This is a genomic window from Acinetobacter sp. AOR01_HL (assembly GCF_027855455.1).
Lineage (GTDB): Bacteria > Pseudomonadota > Gammaproteobacteria > Pseudomonadales > Moraxellaceae > Acinetobacter > Acinetobacter baumannii.
Genome location: NZ_JAKTIM010000011.1, coordinates 38,256 through 61,618, shown reverse-complemented (window position 1 = coordinate 61,618; position 23,363 = coordinate 38,256). Strand labels below are relative to the sequence as shown.

Here is a 23,363-nt window from a genome sequence, read left to right as displayed (position 1 = left end):
TTAACGACAACGTAGAAAAAATTCCTCACCAACTTGATAGATAAAGGTTATGTTGAGCCTTAGCGAACTAAGACTCAATCAATTTAAAACTGTTCAAAGCTTAGTGAATACTCGCAATAGCAGTTTCTGCATGACAGGTCGCACCTTTCTCGGCACTAAGCTGAATAACGCCACTGCGGTGTGCCAGTACCTGAACTTCCATTTTCATGGCTTCCATAATGGCAACCACTTGGCCTTCTGTGACTTGCTCTCCATCTTCGACTTTCCAAGCGCTAATCACACCATTAATTGGGGCAAGTAAATGCTCGGCACTTACTTCTGGCTCGGTTGTTTGGGCTGGAGCTGCGGTTGCTGGACCTTGTGCAAACATCCCCGCAGGTAAACCTAAACGGTGTAACTTACCATCAATTTCAATGTAGCTAAGAAGCATTGGTTGTTGATGGTTTGGAATGCCACGTTTGGTTGGCTTTAATTCTTGTTTAAAGTCATTTTCAATCCAGCGCGTGTGTACATTAAATTCATCTGTAAAGTCAGGTTCATTAAGTACCGCGCGGTGAAAATCTAAAACTGATGCCACACCTTCAATTTTAAATTGCTTTAAAGCACGTTTAGCGCGAGCAATTGCAACTTCGCGGGTTGGACCAGTCACAATCAGTTTTGCCATGAGTGAGTCAAAATGGCTAGACACTAATGACCCAGTGCGAACACCTGTGTCTACTCGTACACCGTTACCAAACGGCGCTTCAAATAAACTCAGCACACCAAAGGCTGGAATAAACCCGCGAGCTGGGTCTTCAGCATTAATACGAAACTCAATGGCATGGCCTTGTGCTTTTGGAGTTTCTTTAATAGAAAGCGCTTCACCTTGTGCCACGCGAATTTGTTCCACCACCAAATCGACTTTCGACGTTTCTTCGGTCACTGGATGCTCAACTTGCAAACGGGTGTTTACTTCTAAAAATGAAAGCTTGCCATCACGACTTAGTAAGTACTCAACTGTTCCCGCACCCACATAGTTTGCGGCCTGACAAATGTTTTTTGCCGAGGTTAAAATTTGCTGGTAAATCTCATCGCTAATAAATGGTGCTGGCGCTTCTTCGACTAATTTTTGGTTACGGCGTTGCAACGAGCAATCACGTGTACCAAGTACCACAATGTTGCCATGTTGGTCGGCGATCACTTGCGCTTCTACATGGCGCGGTTTATCAAGATATTGCTCGACAAAACATTCACCACGGCCAAAGGCAGCTTTTGCTTCACGTACTGCCGACTCATAAAGCTCTTTGACTTCTTCGAGTTTCCACGCGACTTTTAAGCCGCGGCCACCGCCACCAAACGCCGCTTTAATGGCAATTGGTAAACCATATTGCTTGGCAAACTCTAAAGCTTCCTCTGCATTATTGAGTGGGTCTTGCGTACCCTGAACCAAAGGCGCACCAACGGAAGCTGCAATTTTACGTGCTTCGATTTTATCGCCTAGTTTTTCAATGGCACTTGGTGATGGCCCGACCCATTTTAAACCTGCATCAATCACGGCTTGGGCAAATTCAGCACGTTCAGATAAAAAGCCATAACCAGGATGGACCATGGTCGCTTTCGATTTTTTTGCAACTTCAATAATGGCTGGAATATTTAGGTAAGTCTCGCTAGCAGTCGCACCCGCCAAGCCCCATGCTTCATCTGCAAGTTCGACATGCATGCTACCAATGTCGTCATCTGCATATAACGCGACTGATGAAATTCCCATGTCACGGCAAGCATGAATAATACGAACGGCAATTTCACCACGGTTAGCAATCAATAATTTTTCTGTATTCATCTTTCATTCTCAAAATCTGTAAATTCGGCAATTTTTTTAAATTTGATGCGGCAACCTGCCGGAATCTGTGCCACCAAATCCCAATGGTGTTTAGCAACAGAGGCAATAACCGGATATCCGCCCGTTAAAGGATGATCATTCATAAACAAAACGGGCTGACCACTCGGTGGAATCTGCAAAGCACCAATACATGTACCTTCACTTTCCAGTTCATGGGTAATTTTGCGAGTTAAAGACTGTGCACCTGAAAGTCTTAGCCCGACTCGGTTGCTTTCATTGGTCACCAGCCATTCTTGCTGACATAGCTGTTCAATACTGTCTTGTTCGAACCAATCGGTACGTGGGCCCATCACAATATCTAGCTCAACGACTTCGCCAGCTTGTGGCAAATCGGTTTTACCAACTTCATTTACGCTAATATTGGTTGCCTTTACTTGCCCTTGATAAATGGTATCTCCAAGTTTTAAAGGCTCTGGACCTAACACTGCCAAGCTATCAAACGAAGCGCTATTTAGTACTGGTTCAACGTCTATACCACCGCGAACGGCCAGATAGTTTCTTAAGCCTGCTGTTGGTGGCTGAATTTGAAATTCATCGCCTTCATCCAAATCAATCGGTTGATAGCTTGCAAAGTCTGCGGTTTGACCATCCGCAAATTTCACACGAATGTTTGAGATGGCCCCAGCCACCGCAATAACACCTGCATGTTGCATCTTTGCTTTTAAGCCACCATTTAAAACTTCAATGGCAGGTGTATCGGTTGGATTACCGACAATACGGTTAGCACTGTGCATGGCAGATAAATCCATTGCACCCGCTACGCCAACCCCAATATTGGTCTGGTTTAAGCGCCCTTCATCTTGAATAAGCATCTGTAAACTTGGCGCAGTGATCTTAAACAGTGGCACCGATTGTTTAGGCTCAACCTTACGCGTAATTTGCTGCGGTACAGTCACTGTCGTTGGATTATGCGTCACATCTTCAAAATGTACGGTCATACCCGGTAACAGCAATGCAGGATTTTTACGCTCTAAATCCCACATTTTTTCTGATGTTGTCCCGATCAGCTGCCAACCACCCGGACTGTCTTTTGGGTAAATACCAGAGTATTTTCCAGCCAAGCCCAAAGAACCTGACGGTATTTTTTTACGAGGAACCGTTAAGCGTGGAATATCAGTAAAAGGCTTATCGGGGCTGCTCATATACGCAAAGCCCGGCGCAAAACCAATAAAAGCCACATTCCACAAGCTTTGGTGATGTTTTCTAATCACATCGGCAATGGACAGCCCTTGCAACTCGGCAACCTGAGCTAGGTCTTCGCCATCGTAACGAATGGGCACAATCACTTCTTGGCCGCTACGCTCAAATCCAGAATCAATTTTGAGGCTCTGAATTGAAGCAACTAGCGTTTTAAAATTGGTTTCGATCTCATTAAAAAAAACCAAAATTGTTTTTGCAGCGGGGACTAAGTCTTTAATTCCATTCAATTGCGTATTTTGCAATTTATTGTACAACGCCAAAGTTTCCTCTAAGCTCGCAAGCTCAATCAGAAAACAATCGGCGTTTACCGATAAAAAACGCATTTGTTTATCCTTTTAATTCTTCTTTAGTCCAATTAGCCAATCCAAGCACGGTCAGGAATGTCGGTAATAAACATGTAACCCGGCGCATGACTAATCGCAAAAGGAATTTTCGAGTTCATGACGGCAGCTTGCGGCGTTACTCCACACGCCCAAAACACTGGAATTTCACCCGCTTCAATACGAGAAGCATCGCCAAAGTCTGGCTTATTTACATCCTTAATGCCTAAGCTTTCAGGGTGACCAATATGTACAGGCGCGCCATGTACACTCGGCATACGTGCTGTAATTTTTACCGCTTCACTAATTTGATGCGATGGAATTGGTCGCATTGAAACCACCATATTTCCTGAAATACGGCCTGCTGGTTCACACTTTATATTGCTCAAATACATCGGCACATTGGTGTCGTCATGAATATGACGAACTTCAATGCCCGCTTCTTGCAAAGCTGTTTCAAACGAAAAACTGCAACCAATTAAGAATGTCACCAAATCAGGATGAGCGTTATAAATCTCGCTCGCATCGGTCACTTCATCGACCATTTCGCCATCTTTCCAAACGCGATAACGCGGGAAGTCAGTTCGGATGTCTGAGTCTGCTGCAAGCTTAGTTGCATAGATACCTTCTTCGAGTACATCAAGCACTGGGCAGCTTTGCGGGTTACGGTGTGCATAGAGTAAAAAGTCATATGCCCACTCTTTTGGCACCGAAATCATGTTGACTTGCGTCATGCCCGCAGCCATGCCTGCTGTCGGTTTATCAAAACCTGCACGGATTTTTAAACGCGCCTCTAACGCGGCTTCAAGCTGAGCTGGGTCGACTTTAATATCCTTATACATGGTGTTCATCCTTATGCTTTATTTACAAACGGGCGAATTTCAATATTATTTTTTACAAGCTCGGCTTTAATGGCAGCCGACATCTCTAGCGCACCATCGGTGTCGCCGTGTAGGCAAATGGTGTCGGCTTGAATTGGGGTAAATACGCCGTCAATTGACTCAACTCCACCATTTTTAAGCATTGAAACCACACGACTGGCAACAAATGCCGAGTCATGTAAAACCGCACCTTCTAAACGTCGAGATACCAATGAACCATCACTGTTATACGCACGGTCTGCAAATGCTTCTGATACAACTTTTAAACCAGCCGCACGTGCTTGCTCTACCAAGTTCGACCCAGCCAAAGCCACTAAGACCATTTCAGGGTTATACATTTTAATCGCATCAATCACGGCTTCTGCTTGAGATTGGTCATGGGCAATGGTGTTGTAGAGCGCGCCATGTGGTTTAACGTATTGCACTTTTGAGCCTGCCACTTTAGCCAAGCCATCGAGTGCAGAAATTTGGTAAAGCACATCGGCAATCAATTCGTCACGTGATAAATCCATATTACGGCGGCCAAAGCCTACAAGGTCTGGGTAAGACACATGGGCACCGATGGTCACGCCAAGTTCAACCGCTTTACGAACTGTTTTTAAAATGCCGAGCGGGTCACCAGCATGAAAACCACAAGCAATGTTGGCACTGGTCACAACAGGTAAAATCTGGTCATCATTACCCATTTTCCATGACCCAAAGCTTTCGCCCAAATCACTATTTAAATCTACAAACATGGCATTATCCCTTTATCAATTCATGTCGTCTGGCTTAAAGCTTGGTCAAATAATTAAATACTGTCGTAAATGACATATAGCCCATCCACCACGTTAACAGACATGTTAATCCACCTAAAATAAGCAACCATTTTGGATAGTTATAATTACCCATTAAATCTTTACGGCATGCAGCCACATACACAAAAATTGTAAGGCCAATTGGCAACACCAATCCGTTAAAACCACCTACGAAAATGAGTAAGCCTGCCGGAGTTGCACCCAATAACACATAGAGCAATAACGCTAATGCGATAAAGGTAATGGTCGTATAGTTGGTCTGTTTTGGTGTTAAGTTCTTTTTAAATGCAGTAAAGAATGACACTGAAGTATATGCTGCGCCGATCGTGCTACTAATACCTGCTGCCCAGAAAATTAAACCAAATAATTTAAAACCAAATGTACCTGCTGCATATTGGAATGCTTGGGCTGCTGGATTGGCATCGTGACTGGCTAAATCAATATGAGCACCGCTTACCACCACACCTAAGAATGCTAAGAACAACACATAACGCATGATGCCGACTACAACAATGCCCTTGGTCGCAGCTTTGGCAACTTCATTAATATTTTCAGGTCCAACAGCGCCTTTATCGAGTAACCGGTGTGCTCCGGCATAACAGATATAACCACCAACTGTACCGCCAACAATGGTGGTAATAATGGCAAAGTCGATTTGGTCTGGAGCAAAGGTTTGCTGAACTGCTTGCCCAACAGGAGGCATTACAATGACGGCCACAATAATAATCAGCAAGATTTTAAGCAATCCCAACACGATCATGCTTTTATCCATGGCAAGCGTTGCTTTTTTAGAAGCAAAAATCAAAATGGCTAAGGCGCCACTTAAAATACCACCCCACTTTGTATCTAGGCCAAAAAGTGCATTTAAACCTAAAGCCGCACCTGCAATGTTACCGACACTAAAGAAAAACCCACCCAATATCACCAGAAACGCCAGTAAATAACCACTACCCGGTAAGGCTTTATTGGCAATGTCTGATGCACGCATCTGGGTAAGTGTCACCACTCGCCAGATATTTTGTTGGACGACATAATCAATCAAAATAGAAATTAAAATTGCAAAGCCAAATGCAGCACCTAACTTAACTGTAAATACAGCAGTTTGGGTTAAAAATCCTGGCCCCATTGCAGAGGTCGCCATCATAAAAATTGAGGCAACAATGGCCCATTGGCGATCTGATAAAAAAGAAGATTTCAGTAAAGACATATTAATGCGTTCCTCATCCATTTGAGCTTAACAACGCTATTTTCAAATTGAATCAAGAACATCATTTTTGTCCCAAACGATATTCTTTAATCCTTTTAAATGACAAAGATTCCCTGTTCCCCAATCAACACAATCGGTGATCAAATCTTGTGTTTAAAATAAAAACATAGCTAACCCCTACGAACAATAAGACTTTTTACAGAAATTTAAAATTTTAAATTTTTGATTTTTATAAACTTATCTTCAAAAGTAAGAGTGGGATAAATTTTACTTATTGAAGTACATAAGCTGCTTTTATCGTTTTACCTACAAAACAGCTTTTTTTAATAAGAAAAAATAGGGATAAAAAGCATTCAAGAAATAGCTTATTTTTTAATTTGTTCATTGAGTCTTTTCATGGCACTTTCTGAAACCTGAACCGCCACTTCAGTTAATTTTTCTTTCAAAGCAACGTCATTACCATGAATATAAATAGACGTGAAATGAAAGGTTTTTAAACGGATGGGCGTATTTAATATTTCCAATCGTCCGTCGGTAATTTCCTTTAATGCCGTTAAGGTCGGCACGACCGCAATACCCAAACCTTGCTCTGCTAGACGCAATAACGTCGCTAAAGAATAACTGGTAATAGAAAGTGGTTCATCAATCCCCTTTTCTTTCATTTTTGCCTTTAATTCTTTATAGGGATAGGTAATTTTTGGATAGGTTAAAATGGTATGCGACATTAAGGTTTTAAAAGACATTTGCCCAATTCCACCTTTAAAAGATGGCGCCGCCAAGAAACTCAGTTCAAAGTTACAAAGCGACTGCTCAATACATTCAAAAGCCAAAGTTGGCCCAAGCAAAAAGGCCATGTCCAAGTCGCCTGTCCGAACACCTTCTTGCAAGTTAGGGGTCAGATCTACCACAATTTCTACTGAAATTTTTGGGAACTCTTGTTGAACCTTTTCGATATATTCAACTAACCACGTATAGACAATAGTTTCGGAAACACCCAAACGTATGGTTCCGGTCAGGTGCTGATCTTCGGTAAGCTCTGCAACCAAATCAGTTTCTAAACGCATAAACTTTTCAGCATACTTAAATAATGTCATGCCTTTATGGGTCAGTTTAAACTGCCGCAAGCTCCGGTCTAAAACTTTAAAACCTAATTCATTTTCAAGAGATGTGATTTTTTGAGATACCGCAGGCTGCGTGGTTTGTAATTTAGTTGCTGCCTTATTGAAGCTATTTAAAGTCACCACCCAGTAAAATGCTTCAAGATTCTTTAAATTCACGTTTCGTCCTGTCTTAAAAATTCCTTTACTTTTATAGTATGTAAGCTTTTAGCTGAGTTAGGCTACCCATTTATTCGTTTTTATTTGAGCTTCTTTAAATCAGAATAGTAAATATTAATTTAAGTTTTTGAAATAAATATGGAAAGATAAGAATTCTAATTGATTATTGCACCAGCAGTCATGTTTACAACCGTTGCCGCCATTGAGTTCACATGCTCTGATGCAAGAAAAACAACGGTTTCTGCAACTTGTGAAAGTGTGGGTAATCGCTTTAGCATAGTACTCTGAGCAGCACCTTCTAGCCATTGTCCTATGTTAAGCCCCTTACCTGTGCTTTAGACTCAAACAATTCACGTGTATACGAACCCGCTTGAACAACATCAACTATTGCATGTGAGCGCCCACCGAATTTTGTAGTTTCTTTAAATCTCTTGCGCATAAATAAACATGTGCTCCTTCACGGATTAAAACATTTGCAATAGCAGAGCCAATTGCGCCACTGCCTCAAAAAAATTACTAATACTTTTCCCTTGAGTAACATACGGCTTCCTCTTGTTATTGTGCGCCATGGTTAGGTTATGACACACAATCAAAAGTGATGCATTTTATACAATTTAAAGTTTGTATGAGCTTATGGCAGATGAACAAAAATAATGTCTAAGTTTTGTTTTGGTACGAACTTGGTTTTTATCATTTCAAATTGAGTCGGACTAATTTTATTGACTTTGCCATCCCAACAAAATGAAACTAGTTCGCCTTTATCACGTTCAATCGTTAACTTAAAGTTTTCAATAGGTTTTGCCCAGTTAGCGCCTGTTGTCAAAATATAACCTAAAGCACTAAACGGCGAATGTTCTGCCTGAGCTTTTTTAAGACCCTGTTTAAATTGTTTATCCATGCAAAATCGCTTGCTATCTTCATCTGGTGTGAGACCTACAGATCCACCGACTAAAGGTTTATATTCATGATGAATTTTGGTCAAACTATTGGCTTTAAAGGTTTGCTTCCAGCTATAAATGACTTGAGATGACCACGGGATCACATCATCTTTTTCAAATTGAGCTAAAATTTTCTGCATTTGTGGTTTATTACATTTGTTTAGCTTATCTTGATAATTCAAATAATCATAGTTACTACGAATCCATGGATTCAGCATGTCTTTTTCAGTAAAACCGCATTGCTTAAACTCTTCGGTTACATCCATTAAAGGTGATTTTTCATCTTTTTGAATAAACGTTCTAACATGCATTTCTGGTTTTATATTTTTACCATCCACCACAATTTTAAAGCTTTTTAAAAGTGCTTCAGTATTTGCAAAATCTGCTTCAAAAAAGTTATCTACACGTGGTAGCGGAAATAAAACGGTTTCCTTCGCATCCTTATTACTTAAGTTTTTATATAGATAATCGACTTTAATGATTTTTTTACTAATAAATAGATCCTCACTTTGCATCGCAACTTGTGCATTTTTTAAATACTGAATACCACCTGTACCGACATAACCAGTCGAGTCATTGGCAAAGCTATAAGTTGAAAGTGGAATCAAAACAGCTAAGGTTATTGCAAGCTTTTTCATTTTAAAGTCTCTATATCGTCTTTTGTTTATGAAATATCAACCTAAATGATAGCTGTTTTAAGATTAAGTGCTGTTAATATTTTCCATTCTTCTAAAACCTACAAAATATAAAATACTGTAAATTACATCAACCGCCCTTAAGGACGGTTGATCGTTATAAATTAAAAGTAATTGAAGGTAATTTTTATAACATCACACGTGGTTACTGTCCTGCGTTCACACCAACAATAAACTGACTACAATTTGAACCTTCAGAAGCATTACCTAATTGCTTTTCAGAAAACTTAAATTTTGATGCAACAGAAGCATAATCTTTTTTAAGGGTTTGACCTGTGAGCTCACCTAACTCTTTCACTTGTTCAGGCTTCAAGATTTCATGTTCAACTGCCTGATTCACCATTACACATGCGGTGGTCATCGCATCATAACGTGCGGCCGTTTTAGAGTAACCTATCGCACCGACTACACCACCAATAATTAAACCAACCACTACAGCTAAAGTTACATGCATTTTATTCATTTTAAATACCTAAAAAATCAAACTAAAAAGGAGCACTTTAAGAGTTTGTGCTCAAGTCTGATTAAGATAACTACTTTTTCTTGATCATAAAAGTTAGATTCTTTCAGTTTTATTGATAGTTGAGTTGTCGTAAAGATATTACCATGCTCTTTGTAAGTATGGATGTTTACTCTTTCTATTCAATACCTAAGAAATAAGATTATTAATTTTATAGTGTTTCAAGAAAAATTTATTTAAAATTATTTATGTAACCCCCTAATTATCAAGATTAACATAAAATCATAAATTCCCGCATATATATTCAAAAATTCTCAACTCCACTAATTTTATATCTTTTTTGGAACTATCTATACTTAAAAAATAAATAAAATCCAGAAAACAAAATTCATCCATAAAGTTAAATAAATTTAGAAAAAATTCGTTAGTATTTATCTTAATCACTGGTTCAGATCCAGAAAAATATAAATATACGCTCTCCTCATTTAATAATTTAAATTTCAAATTCGAGAAAATTTTATTTATCACTGTATTATTAATTTCATTTGGAAAACTCAATTTTAAAAAGTCTGTACTTGTGATTTCCCAATTCATTTTGCCTGTTGTTCCCTTCCATAAAGGGCTCATAAACTCATTAATTTCATCAGTTAAATGTAATGGCATTTTTGAAAAATCAATCTCATATTTTCTATAAAACCCTTCAATATCTTTAATTAAATTCATAACTTATGCACTAGTCCTACTATATTAAAATTACAATAAAAATTTAAATTAATTTTTGATTTACATATTAAAAATTTTCAGAATTATCTAAAATAGCACCTAATAGCAAATATAAAGTTCTATTTTGAAATTTTATACAAACTATAACCATCTATTAGCTGGTGATAATTCCTCATATTTTTTTTAAATCAGTCTGTTTAATTTTTCCTAAAGATACTGCCTTATTAAATAATTTATAAAATCTAGCTAAAGATTCAGCATCTCCTGCTAATGAGGCATAAAGCATTAAATATTTTTCGATTTCTTTACTATCTAACTTTATTATTTCATCTATTTGATCATCTAGGATTTCATCAACTTTTTCATATTCTTCCTGTTCCGAAAGCTTATCTACAAGTTTATTAAACTCTTCAAATTTCATAAATAACAACTTAAACTACATTACTACACTTAAATAAAAATTAAAAATGACCCACTTAATCTTTGGACTCTCATTTAAAAACACAATATTATATTATTAATAAATTCCAAGTTAAAAACTTAAAAGCTATTAATATTTAATATATATTAACTTAAAGATTCGTATTTAATCCTCTTCCAGACCAAAACCATTACATCTACCAGTAATTTTTATCAAATCAATATAATTACCATATAAATGGTAAAAGCATATTTTAGAATCAAGCTATTTCTTTTACCCTATTAAAAAATATTAAGCATTTATCATAAAAAACTAATACATATAAGTTTTATCGGTTCTATAATCTTCTATTTCTTTATACTTATCCTGATTTACACTATTTAATCCATCAATATGCCCACTTAATAATTCAATACAAAAAACCCTTAATATATTTTTTAAATGCTCACTATCTAATGAGTAAAATTCTTTATATATTTCATAAAAAATAAAGTCCAGATTATCTTTTCTAACTAAATAAGCTCCATTCCAAGCAAATGGATATGCTGCATAAGATGAATATAGTTTTGTTATCGAATATAAAACTGCTGACATAAAATCTTTAACCGAAATTTCATTAACCAAATTAAAACTGTCCTGTGTTAAACAGCCAGACAAATAGTCAGTTATCACAACGTCATATTCATCACTAGTCTCTTCACAAGAGTTATAGTGATTTTCAATATATTTAAACTCAGCAGTCTTTAGATCTTTCTTATTAAAACCTGTCACTAACTGAGGATGAACCCAAATTTCAAAAAAATCATCGCTCAACCATTGCTTTAAAATTGATATTTCAATGTTTTCACTTAAAAACTTCATGTCGACTTCCCATTTAATGGAACTTTCGTTGGTAATGCTAGAGAATTTTCTAATTTTCTAATATATGGATCACCGTAAGCATGGAATCTTGCTTTATGTTTATCACAAAGGCTATGTGCTTTATCAATAGTCTTCATGGTATCTTTGAATCCTTTTAATAAATCTTTTCCTTTTTTAATATGATCGCTTCCTCCAACAAGTGTTCCTGTCGCTTTTGTATAACCAATTGCGCCACTAACACCTCCAGAGATTTTCAAATTAACGTTGCCGCGATTTGTATAATCATGTACAGCTATTAAACTTTTAATTTTTGTTAATTTCTGATTAAAAATCAATTGTCTTTTTTCACATTCACTCATTAATCCAAGAGGATCAATCCACTCCACTGGATTCGGTGCATATGCATATATATTACTACTACCCAGCAATCCAATTGGGTCTTTACTTACAAACCTACCTACATATGGGGAATAATAGCGATAACGGTTGTAATGAAGCCCTGTTTCTTGGTCAAAATATTGCCCTTGGAAGCGGATATTATTACTGATGATCTCAGAGTCTTCAAAGAAGTTAGATTTAGCTTTTTCAGCTTTACACTCACCCCAAGCCTTATATTCAGCTTTTCAAATGACCGCACCTGTATGATCCGTCATTTCTTGTGGTGTACCCAAATTGGTCACAATGATAGAACCAAAAATCTTTAAAGTCTTTTGGTGTTTTCGTTACTTTCCATAATGGGTCACGTTGTAAACTATAAGGCTTATCTGCCCAGTCAGGTGTTTGATGAAGCTCTATTTCTTCTGGATAAATGGCCTGTACCAGTGGTACAAATGAATCTTTCTCATATATATAATGCTTGGTAATTTGCTCATTCGACTCATAAGCAAGTGTATTGCTATCCCATCCATAAATGATGTTATGTTCTTGACCTGTATGGTGATGTTTACTCCACTTTTGAATACGGCGTCCTAACGCATCATAGCGGTACTCTGCTGTATATTCAGCATTAGGACTTTTAATCAGCCGTCCACATGCATCCCACTCAAGTTGTAAATCACTCTTACTTGATTTTTGACGACAGATTTTGCTATTTTTTGGGTTTCCAATATTCTAAACTTTCAAAAGCTCTTTCTAAATCATCCATATCATCTTCCCCTAAACTATTATCAAATTTACTAGATAAAATTCTTCTAATTCTCGCTAGTCTTTCACAAATATTATTATCATCAATAAATTTTGTAGTTTCATCTGCATATTCGATATAAGAATCAGGTAAGGTTTCAGCATAGTGAGATCCTACTTTGTGCAGAGAAACTAATATATATTCTATCTCTTTTAAAACCTCTACCATTTCATCACCAGAATAAAATATAGTTTGATTATTAACTAACATTATTTTCTCCTATGAATAGTTAAATTACACGGGTTATCTACGTCGCCTTTGATTGTAAGCTTTTCATTATGATACCTAGGGTTTTTAATGCACTCTGTTTTATTTTTTTGAACATCGAATTCTACATAGTCACGCCTTTTACCTCGTTTAATTTGACATTTATCCTCCGCTTCAACTTGAGATAAAGGCTTCCTATTAGCTAGTTCAACATATATCCTATTATTATCAGCAGCAATTATTTTTTGAGTTTTTTCAATAATATTTGAATCTTTTCTATTTGTGTAATGTCTTACACGTATCATTTCCTCTTCAGAATTTTTGGATTTTGAATTTAACCCCAAAGGATCAATCCACCCTACAGGATTCGGTGCATAAGCATATACATTATCTCCACCCAATAATCCAATAGGATCTTTGGAAATAAAATGCCCAACATACGGTAAATAATAACGATACCGGTTGTAATGAAGACCTGTTTCTTGGTCGAAATATTGACCTTGGAAACGGATGTTATTACTAATAGTTTCTGAATTTTCAAAGAAATCTGACTTAGCCGGTTTTACCTTACACTCACCCCAAGCTTTATATTGAGCTTTCCAGACAATAGCACCTGTATGGTCGGTCATTTCTTGCGGTGTGCCTAAATGGTCACGAAGATGAATAATAAAAATCTGTCTCCAATATTTCATTCAATTGATCAGAAAAGATATTGTTATAATCTAAATTTATTCTAGGATTTTTTAAAAATTGATTACTTAAGACAAATTTAAAATAATCAACAATAATTTCTTGCTTTCCTTTCCAATCAAAAGAAAAATCTCTATCAATATACTCAGAAGGATAAATTTTATAAAAGTACATCAATCAGCCTTTAAAATATTTTATTTTAAATAGTACTTAAAAAGTACTATTTAAATTTTCAAACTATTCAAGCAATTTAACCATATCTCATAATAATATACAATTTCATTGTAAAAATTATCACACTCAAACTAACTAATCATTTTATATGATAATTGCAACACATCAATTCAATAAAAATATTGACAATTCTTCCTCATGATAGTTTTCAATAACCCATTTTTTATTTCCGCCAATAATCCAAAAATCCCAATCCTCATCAAAAATATTATCTAAATTTTCTAATACAAACTTAATATCACAAAGAATTGAATATTTATTTAAATTTGACCAGAATACATGAACTTCCTCATGAATCGGCTTCTTCATTAAATATTTTCGTATCATATTCAGCAAGGATTCTCTATCATCCTGAACTATTAATTCCACCTTATCTGTCTCTTTATCTATTACTCCGTAGTTTAAAACATCCAGACCTAAACTTTTAATTGTATTTTCTAAATCAATTGAACTTAATGAAACTCTATTTAATAGAGCTTCATTAAGAAATAAAGGGATAATCATTAAATATTCCTTTTTAAAAGTGTTACAAATGTTTTTTCATTACCTGGGACTAAAGGGCCAATTAACTGTAATGCACGAGTTCGTGCAGCTTCAAATGAACTAAAATTTTCAACTATTTCTGGTTCCCTTTTAGGAACATTACAATCTTTTTTTGGGGATAATCCTAATGGATCAACCCAATTATTAGGATTCGGCGCATAAGAATAAACATTAAATCCCCCCAATAATCCAATCGGATCTTTACTGATAAACCTACCTACATACGGCGAATAATATCGATAGCGATTGTAATGTAATCCTGTCTCTTCATTAAAATACTGACCTTGAAAACGGATATTATTTGAAATAATTTCACTATTTTCGAAGAAATTCGACTTGGCTTTCTCTGCTTTACACTCACCCCAAGCTTTATATTCAGCTTTCCAAATAATTGAACCAGTATGGTCAGTCATTTCTTGCGGTGTACCTAAATGGTCGCAGTGATAGAACCATACATCATCAAATTCTTTACCCTGTTTTTCAGTTTTCCAAAGTGGGTCACGGTGTATGTTATAAGGTCTATCTGACCAATCTGGTGTTTGGTGCAATTCTATTGGACTTAAATAAACAGCCTGTAGCATCGGTACAAAACTATCTTTTTCATAGATGTAATGCTTAGTCAGTTCCTCTGTGGACTCATAAGCAAGCGTATCGCCATCCCATCCATAAATGATGTTCTACTCTTTACCTGTATGGTGATGTTTACTCCGCTTTTGAATACGGCGACCTAAAGCATCATAGCGATATTCTACTATATTTTATGTTCTAAACCGTATTGCTCATATATAACTCGCTGTACACTATTCTAAACATCCCATATTGCCAAAAATAAAAAATCTTCAAGCCTAATAGTGAATTAATAATTTAAATAATTAATTCACTATTAAAAAATTATTAATTTTTATTATTCCAAGAAATTCATTTTGAATTTAAATTTATTAACAATATCTATAAATTTTTTGCTCACTCGGTAGATATAAGGTTTATCAGTATCTCTAGCAATAAAAAAGTCATCTATTATAAGATCATTTTTGACGAATCAGACCATTGGTAGTTTGATTTCTTATATCTCCTAATTTAACATTACGTTATCCTTAAAGGAAAGTACTGTCCATTATTTTAGTTATGATCAGAGCGCTAAATTGATAAATAAAGAGCCCAAATACTGATGATTTGAGCTCGATATTTCACCTATAAGTTATATATTCCAGATTAGTCTTTTTCGGCTAAGGGAAGCAGCGATAGTCCTAACTCTTCGAGGAAAGTGTTATGAGAGAAAGTTGCTCTCTTAATTCTTTCTTCCGATGCCCCCCAATTCATTGTGGATATCACTTAGATCTATTTTTTCTTCAGCCCGTGCTGTACTGACATAACGTGAGATATTCAAATTGAAGCCATCTTCTCATCTCACTGATCCTAAGTCTTCATTTATTTTCCTTTCATATGATCTCTTATCGTATTAGTGCATTCATTCCTCTTCAAGAATATCAAATGAATGTAAATTTATATTATCCAAACTCGCTAATTGTTTTTTCATAAATTCATACTTACTTTGCTTTTCTTTATTTTTTCCATTTAAAAAGCCCAATTTCAAAATAGTTTCTATTCCACCGTTATTTATTTGCAGATCACCATCAGGTAACTTATTTTGCAATATTTTAAAATTATCACATAATAATCCCTCATAAGAGTAATAATTTCCCAAATAATCACTGCTATGTTCAATAAAAGAAATATCAAATTTTTTTTCAAAAATTCGAACTAAATCAATTGAATTTAAGTTTGTCGTATATGCTAAAAAAAAACTCTTTTTCATTTTACACCTTACATACAGTTTGCTGGAATTCGTGTACCTTCCGCTTTAGCTTTGGCACTTTCTGGACTATCAAATATCATAACATTTACATCCCGTCCTCCCGCGAGTTTTGACATCTTTTGAAGTACGCCATTAATACCTAATTTATTTGCTTCGACTGAGTTTATCTCAATAGGTAATGTACGATTACCTTTTGCTATACCCATTTTTTTTTGCTTTTTCAAATAATTCTGGTTGAACCACTGCTATGTCAAAATCACTTACTCTTCCATCATCAAAAGCTTTACCCGTCTCAAAACTTCTACCACTATGTGCACTTCCTTGCATATACATCGTCGCACCTTTAAATCCTAATTTAGAAAACCTTGCCTGCATCGCTTGTCCAAACTGCTTTAATTGGCCAAAGCTTTTAAAGCCTTTTGGTATTTTTGACAGCTTAATCCTAGTGGATCAACCCATTCTGTAGGATTTGGGGCATAAGCATAATTATTACTCCCCCCCAGCAACCCAATCGGGTCTTTACTGACAAACCTACCTACATACGGCGAATAATAACGATAACGGTTGTGATGAAGTCCTGTTTCCTCATCAAAATACTGACCTTGGAAACGGATATTATTTGAGATAATTTCACTATTTTCGAAGAAATTCGACTTGGCTTTCTCTGCTTTACACTCACCCCAAGCTTTATATTCGGCTTTTCAAATAATTGAACCAGTATGGTCAGTCATTTCTTGCGGTGTGCCTAAATGGTCGCAGTGATAGAACCATACATCATCAAATTCTTTACCCTGTTTTTCAGTTTTCCAAAGCGGGTCACGGTGTATGTTATAAGGTCTATCTGACCAATCTGGAGTTTGATGCAATTCTATTGGAGTTAAATAAACAGCTTGTAGCATCGGTACAAAACTATCTTTTTCATAGATGTAATGCTTGGTCAACTGCTCTGTGGACTCATAAGCAAGCGTATCGCCATCCCATCCATAAATGATGTTCTGTTCTTGACCTGTATGGTGATGTTTACTCCGCTTTTGAATACGGCGGCCTAATGCATCATAGCGATATTCTACCGTATATTGACTATTACGGCTCTTCACCATACGGCCATAGACATCCCACTCAAAGTTTAAATCACCTTGACTCGTTTTTTGTCTTACGAGTTGTCCATAAGCATCATATTGGTATTGTTGATCTAGATATTCTTTAACTACGTTATTAACTAAACGGTTATAACCATAGTCTTTTTCTTCCGTAGTTTGTGAATAGCTTTGTGCCTTGTGACTATGATACGAATCTATAATGTTACTGGCGGGGTCAAAACTAAACGTTTCTTTTCCAAGTTTACTGCTCGCTTCAAGTAAACGCCCTATAGGATCGTACTTATAGGCAATATTGCCACGGCGTGTATCTCGAATTGCCGTTAGCTCACCTGTTTTATCGTAGTGATATAAGCGTTCAATCAATTGGTTGGTATGCTAGATAGCATTATTTTTAGTTTGGGCCTGATAACCTTTGTCATGCCCATTCAACATTAATTGCTGAGTTAAGCGGCCTGCTTCATCATAACGTTGTTGTTGGCTAAGACCATTTGCATAGTGGCGTAATGTCTCTCTATGTAAATCATCACGTTCAAAGCTAACAACATCTTCACCATTTAAAGCTACGCCATAGACATGTCCACTTCCATAAGTCAGCCAATCTATTTTCTGTCCATCTGGTCGAATAGTTGTGGTGCGATTATTTAATTCATCATAGACATGGTTCCAGACATAAAAAAGCCCATCAGTTAGATAGGCCATATATTAAAAAATCAAAAAAATAAAATATTATTAATTTTCTAGATCTAAATACCAAATCGTTTCACCCCAAGAGTTATCTTTAATTTCTGGCATAATTTCGCCCTGATTAAAATAACGTTTTTGCATGTCATTCGCTGGGCTATACCATTCTCCAGACTGTGGACAAGATTGACCTGCTTCACAACGTAAACGGTTAGCTTCTCCCTCTATATTTCCATGTTCATCTAGAACCATATACTGGCTTCGAGCATAATCAACTAAGTCTTTTGGATAGTATGGTTTATCTCGATAACTACTGTCATCTATTCGTAAAATAACTGTAATTGCTGCTGCCTCTAATGACCAGTAACCCGGAAACTGACTACTTTTATGACGATCATGATAAGGTTCTCTTTTACTTGCACCATACCATTCATCCATGTAAGCTGACATCAGAGCTGGACGGTGAGCTTCATCCGCCGTAAATACTTTTTCAAGCTTTCTATATGGAAGTTGTCTTAAATAGACTTCCGAGATTTCCCGATCTGGTAACCATGGAGACACTAGCTTATCCAGTAATGCATCTTGCTCATCATTTTCATAAGCCAGAATTTCCATAATTGTTTTTAAATGCTCAGGTTGAGCAAATAAAATAGAGAAACAAACTAACTGTAAAGCTTCCCAATATTCACTTGTAATTAATTCTAAGTGCGGTACTAAATGTCCATCACATTCTGAACTTTGATGAAAATTGATATGATGCTTTGCATAAAGCTGCCAATATTCCACTACCTTTGGAAAAAAGTCAGCAAGTTCTTCTACTGTTAGACAAGCAGAATAACTAAAAAAACACTTTTGAGGTCTCCGCACTAGTTGATCTTTTACCTAACCCTGACTGTTCATTGTACTCAGTCTTTCCATCAAAAATTTTACCAATCTCGCTCCGATTACCTTCAATAGCTTTAGCATCAGAATCTGTCATTCCCGCTAAAAAAGCAAAATGACCAAAAATGCTTCCCTTTGTTTCACCAACTAAATATTTACGACCTTTATGGCTTCCAAACCACAAATGATCTATACCAGTTTGGTTAATATCTTGTTTACGTATTCGGTCACCTGCTGCATTACGCTTTAAACGATCATGTTCTTCTATTAAACGTCCATTATCATTAATTTTACGTAAAGCTTTTCGTCTTTCTTTTGAATAGTAATCCACAATATGCTCAGCAGGCACCCCCGTAGACCAACGCTTTTTTTCGATTGTCTAATTTCTTGACTACGTTTTGTTTTATTAGCAGCAGAACTCTGAACAGTCGGAGCTTTGTCTTTTACTTGCTGCTGTGCTCCACCTCTTTGATGACTTGAAGGTTGTTGAGATGAGTTTTTTCCTCTCCCTGCAACTGTCGTCTGTCTAGGCGGAACTTGACGTGTCGTCTTAGCTGCTGCTGTACTCGGTAATGGTGGATGCATATTCAACATTTGATTAACTGTTTTTTGAATTTCTGCAAATGCAGAATTCATATATTTTGGAGCATCTTTTTTTACTTGCTGAAGCATACGAATTACTTCGTTTACTTTGGGTCTACCCATTACTTGTTTTGCCAACCAAGAATCTAGAACATCTACAAATTCATCGATCATTTTATTGAGTAAAGAAAGGCATTTGTTTTTAAGTTGATTCCAATCCATTTCTTTTAATGCTTTTTTAGGATCTATCTTGGTATATTTACGCATAGCATCAAATACACGCTCTGCATTTGCACCACTTCTTGCAAGCTTAAACCCTGCTTTGAATGCATCTCCAAATCCAGAAATACATCCAATTAAAGTTATGACTAAATCTACCCATCCCATTATATTAGCCGGATTTGTAGCTACTAAGATAATCCCCTTAATTAAATCACGTAAATCAAATAATTGTCCTACGACAGGAACGCATCCTAAAATTGCTGTAACAATAATTTGACTAGGCCCCGTACCGCTCCCATCTAGTAAGCCTAAAAACCACTTCCCCACATCATCATCTGCTTTTTTTAACTGCTGAGGTGTTACTCTTTGTGTTACAGGTTGTTTAGTTGCTTTTGCTGGTACAGAAGGTAAAGTCGCCATTAAATATCACCTTCTTGATAACTACGCTCGGATTCAGCTTCGTCATCTGTTAAATCTTGCGTATGCATTTCTTCAATTTCATCATCAAAAAAATTATCTTTTAGATAAGCATTGTATGTATCAGAAAATGTTGCCCTCGCAGATAACACATCTTCTTCAGTACGTATTTTTTGCTCAGCAATAGGATTTTTCAAAAGATCTATAAAATGCTCAGGTTTAACTCTAATATCTTCACCATATAAAACTTTGGCTTTCTTACCTAACTCGATATTGTCAATTTTAGCGTAACCATTTGCATCCAACATACCTTTTTTACTGGTCCCATCTTCAAATAAAAGTTCATATGTTGCTTGTTTTACAGGAGATAAATCTTCATAAACATAATTAAGCTCTATTGAACCCGTATTTTTTCCTATTGCTGGCAAAGCAGGCAAAGTAGCAGAAGCACTTCCTCCCCCCATAAACAAATGCTGCCCAGCCTTCACCTCAAACTTGCCACCAGTGACAGGAAAAATTCCCGAGCCATTAATCTTGATTTGAGATCCACCCGCCGTGATAACGATTTCTTTAGAAGCACTAATTTCAATTTTGTCTTCAGTTGAAATAATCTGAACAGCTTTACGGGCAATTAAATCAGCTTCATCGCCTTGCGCCTGTATTTCGACTTTACCTTTGCCTGCATACAGTCTCGCCCCTTGTTGCGCTGCAAAAAGGCTAATCTTATTTTAGGCATGTGCAATCAAGTTCTTTTGAGTAGACAGATTGATGCTATCTCCAGCACTTTGAGTGAGCTGACCATTTGTACTGAGGTGTATATCTTCATTACTACTTACAGCAATACTTTTTGGAGATGCCAGCAGCAACACTGCTGATTGAAACTCAGCAGCCTTTTTAGGATCTTCTTGTTTGAGAACTTCTAAAAAAGTCTGAATATTCTCAAGCATATCTAACGGGTCAGTTTGCTGATTTTTAGCAACTTCACTGAGTGCCTTGGCATTGTTGAGACCACCTTCGATTTGTTGCTTGGCCTCATTTGCATCAAGGTGGTCTCCTTTGGCATTATCCTGTTTATGGGTAGATACCAATAAGCCTTGCCCCGCGCGTAAAGCTCCCCATTGGTCCGTACGCAGTTCAAATCCTTCTCCGCGGTCTTCACTTTCCGCTTTATCTTTAGGATGGCTCAATTTCCCGAGATTCAACTGACTTGCACCATGACTGCTTTGTAGCTGGGTACTAATTTGTCCCGGGGTATCATCAAATCTAAGTTGCCCAAACCCACCACCTGAGACTTCTTTAGAACGGATATCACTCAGCTTTTTAGTATCAGGAAGCTTACCTTAGTTATCAAATTTGGTTGGATGGCGCTGGGCCTCATGAATTCGGCCCATTACAAATGGTCGGTCGATATCGCCATTAAAGAAGTCAATAACGACAATCTCACCGATACGCGGTAAAAACCGCGCACCATAACCTTCTCCAGCCCACGGCGTTAGAACGTCAATCCAAGCTGAATCGGTGTCATTGTTTTTGGTTCCTGCTCCACCATTATGGCTATGGTCATTACTACGCGTAAATAGGAAGCGGACTTTAATACGCCCCCACTCATCTACATAGATTTCTTCACCTTCAGGACCCACCACTTTTGCGCGTTGTGGATGAGTGACTGGACTATGAATTTGCGGGTTATAAGCTGGTGTTGTTGGAATATGACGACGTTGTAAAATCAGTTGATTCGCTTGGCGTTCATCACTGTTCTCGGGGTTTTGTATTGCCCAGTTACTTTGCGCCAATAAACCATTGATTTGATCATTCAGATCTTTAGGTAAGTTGTTCTGATTGAAAAAACTTTTAGAGATAATCAAAAAACTTCTATCTGTGCTTTCATGCTGATCTATTTCTGGATGTTCATTTAATTCGAAATAGTAGCCCACATAGGCACGTGAACTGTTGTTTGTGCAATAAACCGCTTAGCCTGTGCCTCGTAGTAATTGCGGAGGTTCTGGTTTAATCGTTCAACTTGTTGATTTCCAGATTTAGTAACCCCATCCTCACCCTTTAAGTCACCAATCCATGCAGGCGAATAGTTCCAAGCTTGCTCCAAGCCAAGTGTAGCATTGTCATAATGTTCACTATGCTGATGCTTACTTTGAACACTTCCAATCCCTTCTTCTTGTTCTAATATTTCTGCTTGCCAACGTTGTATATGCATAACGTTAGGTTGAAGAGAACGCTCGGCAGTTAAGCGAGTCATGCTGTCGTATTGTTCCACCGCACTACTACGGTGGTAACGAATCGTTTTACGGTCTAAAGGCTGATATTGACTATTGGCATCAATTAACCTGAGTTTCTGAGCTTGAATAGATGTATCTGTACTTGGAACAATATGCTGAGCTTCATCAATGAGCCAACTGATATTTTCACTACGAAGTAAGCGTGTAAGGAAATTCCAGTCACTTTCGTTATGTTGCATCACAAAAGGACGCACATCATAAGTTTGTGTTAGACCGCTTAAATCTAAACTTAAACTTGCAGCAAATAGCGGATTTTTAGTTTGCCATTCTTTAAATAGTATTTCCCATATCTCAACCACGCTTTTATTCATAAATACATGTGAATTACGGCGATATTTCCATAATGCAGTTGGATCTTCTAAGATCAGCTTATATAAAGTTAGACTTCCATCTGATTGGCCCTGTTGAGCATGAGTAATAATGCCTGTAACGCGAGTTAATTCACCTCGCTCCGTCACAATATCTACAGCAGCCTGAACACCAATAAAAGATTTAAGTTGAATCGTTGCATTTGTCGATAGGCATAAAAGTTCTGCTTTTAAACCATCATTGAGTGCATGTACACCATCAATTCTTTGCAGAAATACTTGGTCATTCAATATCGGAGACGTAAATTGAACATGAATAGCACGTTTCTGCGGGCTAATACCCAAACTATCTAAAACTTGATGAATACTGTTCAACATCTTTATATGACTAAATTATATTTTGCAGTATTTTATAAAATACATACAAATCTGTCTATTTCATTAGCAGTGAATTTTAAGTGTAAGAGACACTTCTTATCAGTGCATAAACAATATTTTCGAAACTTAAATATAATGAAAATAATGTTTAATTTTATATATTAAGC

General features: G+C 36.8%; 19 protein-coding genes and 8 pseudogenes. All 27 read right to left on the bottom strand.

What is annotated here, in order from left to right; all coding sequences use genetic code 11:
- Window positions 1–100 precede the first annotated feature (100 nt).
- A complete protein-coding gene (locus tag MKL62_RS02015; RefSeq protein ID WP_005128972.1) occupies window positions 101–1,819 on the bottom strand; it encodes an acetyl/propionyl/methylcrotonyl-CoA carboxylase subunit alpha in 1,719 nt (572 codons plus the stop codon).
- Entirely contained in the window at window positions 1,816–3,402 is a 1,587-nt protein-coding gene (locus MKL62_RS02010) for a 5-oxoprolinase subunit B/C family protein (protein WP_005128973.1), read from the bottom strand. Before MKL62_RS02010 ends, MKL62_RS02015 begins: the two co-directional genes overlap by 4 nt.
- Before the next feature lie 32 nt (window positions 3,403–3,434).
- Complete coding sequence (locus MKL62_RS02005; protein WP_109850690.1) at window positions 3,435–4,250, bottom strand: putative hydro-lyase; 816 nt, start codon at window positions 4,248–4,250, stop codon at window positions 3,435–3,437.
- A gap of 2 nt (window positions 4,251–4,252) precedes the next feature.
- Entirely contained in the window at window positions 4,253–5,017 is a 765-nt protein-coding gene (locus MKL62_RS02000) for a LamB/YcsF family protein (RefSeq protein WP_005128975.1), read from the bottom strand.
- 34 nt (window positions 5,018–5,051) lie between these two features.
- Window positions 5,052–6,305, bottom strand: a complete 1,254-nt coding sequence (locus tag MKL62_RS01995; RefSeq protein ID WP_001987220.1) for an NRAMP family divalent metal transporter — start codon at window positions 6,303–6,305, stop codon at window positions 5,052–5,054.
- 344 nt (window positions 6,306–6,649) lie between these two features.
- Window positions 6,650–7,561, bottom strand: a complete 912-nt coding sequence (gene mumR, locus MKL62_RS01990; protein WP_005128976.1) for a LysR family transcriptional regulator MumR — start codon at window positions 7,559–7,561, stop codon at window positions 6,650–6,652.
- 155 nt (window positions 7,562–7,716) lie between these two features.
- A pseudogene (locus MKL62_RS19635) lies at window positions 7,717–7,967 on the bottom strand (short-chain dehydrogenase); the annotation flags it as partial.
- A 225-nt stretch (window positions 7,968–8,192) separates the two neighbouring features.
- Window positions 8,193–9,137, bottom strand: coding sequence for a DUF4424 family protein (locus MKL62_RS01975; RefSeq protein ID WP_000731772.1), 945 nt, complete (start codon window positions 9,135–9,137; stop codon window positions 8,193–8,195).
- 202 nt (window positions 9,138–9,339) lie between these two features.
- Window positions 9,340–9,657, bottom strand: a complete 318-nt coding sequence (locus MKL62_RS01970; RefSeq protein WP_001038419.1) for a hypothetical protein — start codon at window positions 9,655–9,657, stop codon at window positions 9,340–9,342.
- 279 nt (window positions 9,658–9,936) lie between these two features.
- Window positions 9,937–10,377, bottom strand: a complete 441-nt coding sequence (locus MKL62_RS01965) for a hypothetical protein (protein WP_005128977.1) — start codon at window positions 10,375–10,377, stop codon at window positions 9,937–9,939.
- Window positions 10,378–10,549: 172 nt separating this feature from the next.
- Window positions 10,550–10,798, bottom strand: a complete 249-nt coding sequence (locus MKL62_RS01960) for a hypothetical protein (protein ID WP_005128978.1) — start codon at window positions 10,796–10,798, stop codon at window positions 10,550–10,552.
- A gap of 312 nt (window positions 10,799–11,110) precedes the next feature.
- Window positions 11,111–11,659 carry a hypothetical protein gene (locus MKL62_RS01955; protein ID WP_000670742.1) on the bottom strand — a complete coding sequence of 183 codons (549 nt, stop codon included), beginning with the start codon at window positions 11,657–11,659 and terminating at the stop codon, window positions 11,111–11,113.
- Window positions 11,656–12,745: pseudogene (locus MKL62_RS01950) on the bottom strand (RHS repeat domain-containing protein); the annotation flags it as partial. The pseudogene MKL62_RS01950 and the gene MKL62_RS01955, both read right to left, overlap by 4 nt.
- A 1-nt stretch (window position 12,746) precedes the next feature.
- Complete coding sequence (locus tag MKL62_RS01945) at window positions 12,747–13,052, bottom strand: hypothetical protein (RefSeq protein WP_005128981.1); 306 nt, start codon at window positions 13,050–13,052, stop codon at window positions 12,747–12,749.
- A pseudogene (locus MKL62_RS01940) lies at window positions 13,052–13,702 on the bottom strand (RHS repeat-associated core domain-containing protein); the annotation flags it as partial. The gene MKL62_RS01945 and the pseudogene MKL62_RS01940, both read right to left, overlap by 1 nt.
- Window position 13,703: 1 nt before the next feature.
- Window positions 13,704–13,913: pseudogene (locus MKL62_RS01935) on the bottom strand (hypothetical protein); the annotation flags it as partial.
- Window positions 13,914–14,078: 165 nt separating this feature from the next.
- Entirely contained in the window at window positions 14,079–14,477 is a 399-nt protein-coding gene (locus tag MKL62_RS01930) for a hypothetical protein (RefSeq protein ID WP_005128990.1), read from the bottom strand.
- A gap of 149 nt (window positions 14,478–14,626) precedes the next feature.
- Window positions 14,627–15,265: pseudogene (locus tag MKL62_RS01925) on the bottom strand (RHS repeat domain-containing protein); the annotation flags it as partial.
- A 719-nt stretch (window positions 15,266–15,984) separates the two neighbouring features.
- Window positions 15,985–16,332, bottom strand: coding sequence for a hypothetical protein (locus tag MKL62_RS01920; protein WP_005128997.1), 348 nt, complete (start codon window positions 16,330–16,332; stop codon window positions 15,985–15,987).
- 186 nt (window positions 16,333–16,518) lie between these two features.
- On the bottom strand, window positions 16,519–16,659 hold the full coding sequence (locus MKL62_RS01915) for a hypothetical protein (protein WP_228134564.1): 141 nt from the start codon (window positions 16,657–16,659) through the stop codon (window positions 16,519–16,521).
- 107 nt (window positions 16,660–16,766) lie between these two features.
- A pseudogene (locus MKL62_RS01910) lies at window positions 16,767–18,101 on the bottom strand (RHS repeat-associated core domain-containing protein); the annotation flags it as partial.
- Between the two features lie 60 nt (window positions 18,102–18,161).
- Window positions 18,162–18,980 carry a PoNe immunity protein domain-containing protein gene (locus MKL62_RS01905; RefSeq protein ID WP_005129001.1) on the bottom strand — a complete coding sequence of 273 codons (819 nt, stop codon included), beginning with the start codon at window positions 18,978–18,980 and terminating at the stop codon, window positions 18,162–18,164.
- Window positions 18,952–19,326 carry a hypothetical protein gene (locus MKL62_RS01900; protein ID WP_025470068.1) on the bottom strand — a complete coding sequence of 125 codons (375 nt, stop codon included), beginning with the start codon at window positions 19,324–19,326 and terminating at the stop codon, window positions 18,952–18,954. Before MKL62_RS01900 ends, MKL62_RS01905 begins: the two co-directional genes overlap by 29 nt.
- Entirely contained in the window at window positions 19,263–20,219 is a 957-nt protein-coding gene (locus MKL62_RS01895; protein ID WP_005129002.1) for a hypothetical protein, read from the bottom strand. The genes MKL62_RS01900 and MKL62_RS01895 overlap by 64 nt, the downstream gene beginning before the upstream one ends.
- Window positions 20,219–20,680, bottom strand: coding sequence for a hypothetical protein (locus MKL62_RS01890; protein ID WP_005129003.1), 462 nt, complete (start codon window positions 20,678–20,680; stop codon window positions 20,219–20,221). The genes MKL62_RS01895 and MKL62_RS01890 overlap by 1 nt, the downstream gene beginning before the upstream one ends.
- A pseudogene (locus tag MKL62_RS19630) lies at window positions 20,656–21,097 on the bottom strand (DUF2345 domain-containing protein); the annotation flags it as partial. The pseudogene MKL62_RS19630 and the gene MKL62_RS01890, both read right to left, overlap by 25 nt.
- A 74-nt stretch (window positions 21,098–21,171) precedes the next feature.
- Window positions 21,172–23,196: pseudogene (locus tag MKL62_RS01885) on the bottom strand (type VI secretion system Vgr family protein); the annotation flags it as partial.
- Window positions 23,197–23,363 lie beyond the last annotated feature (167 nt).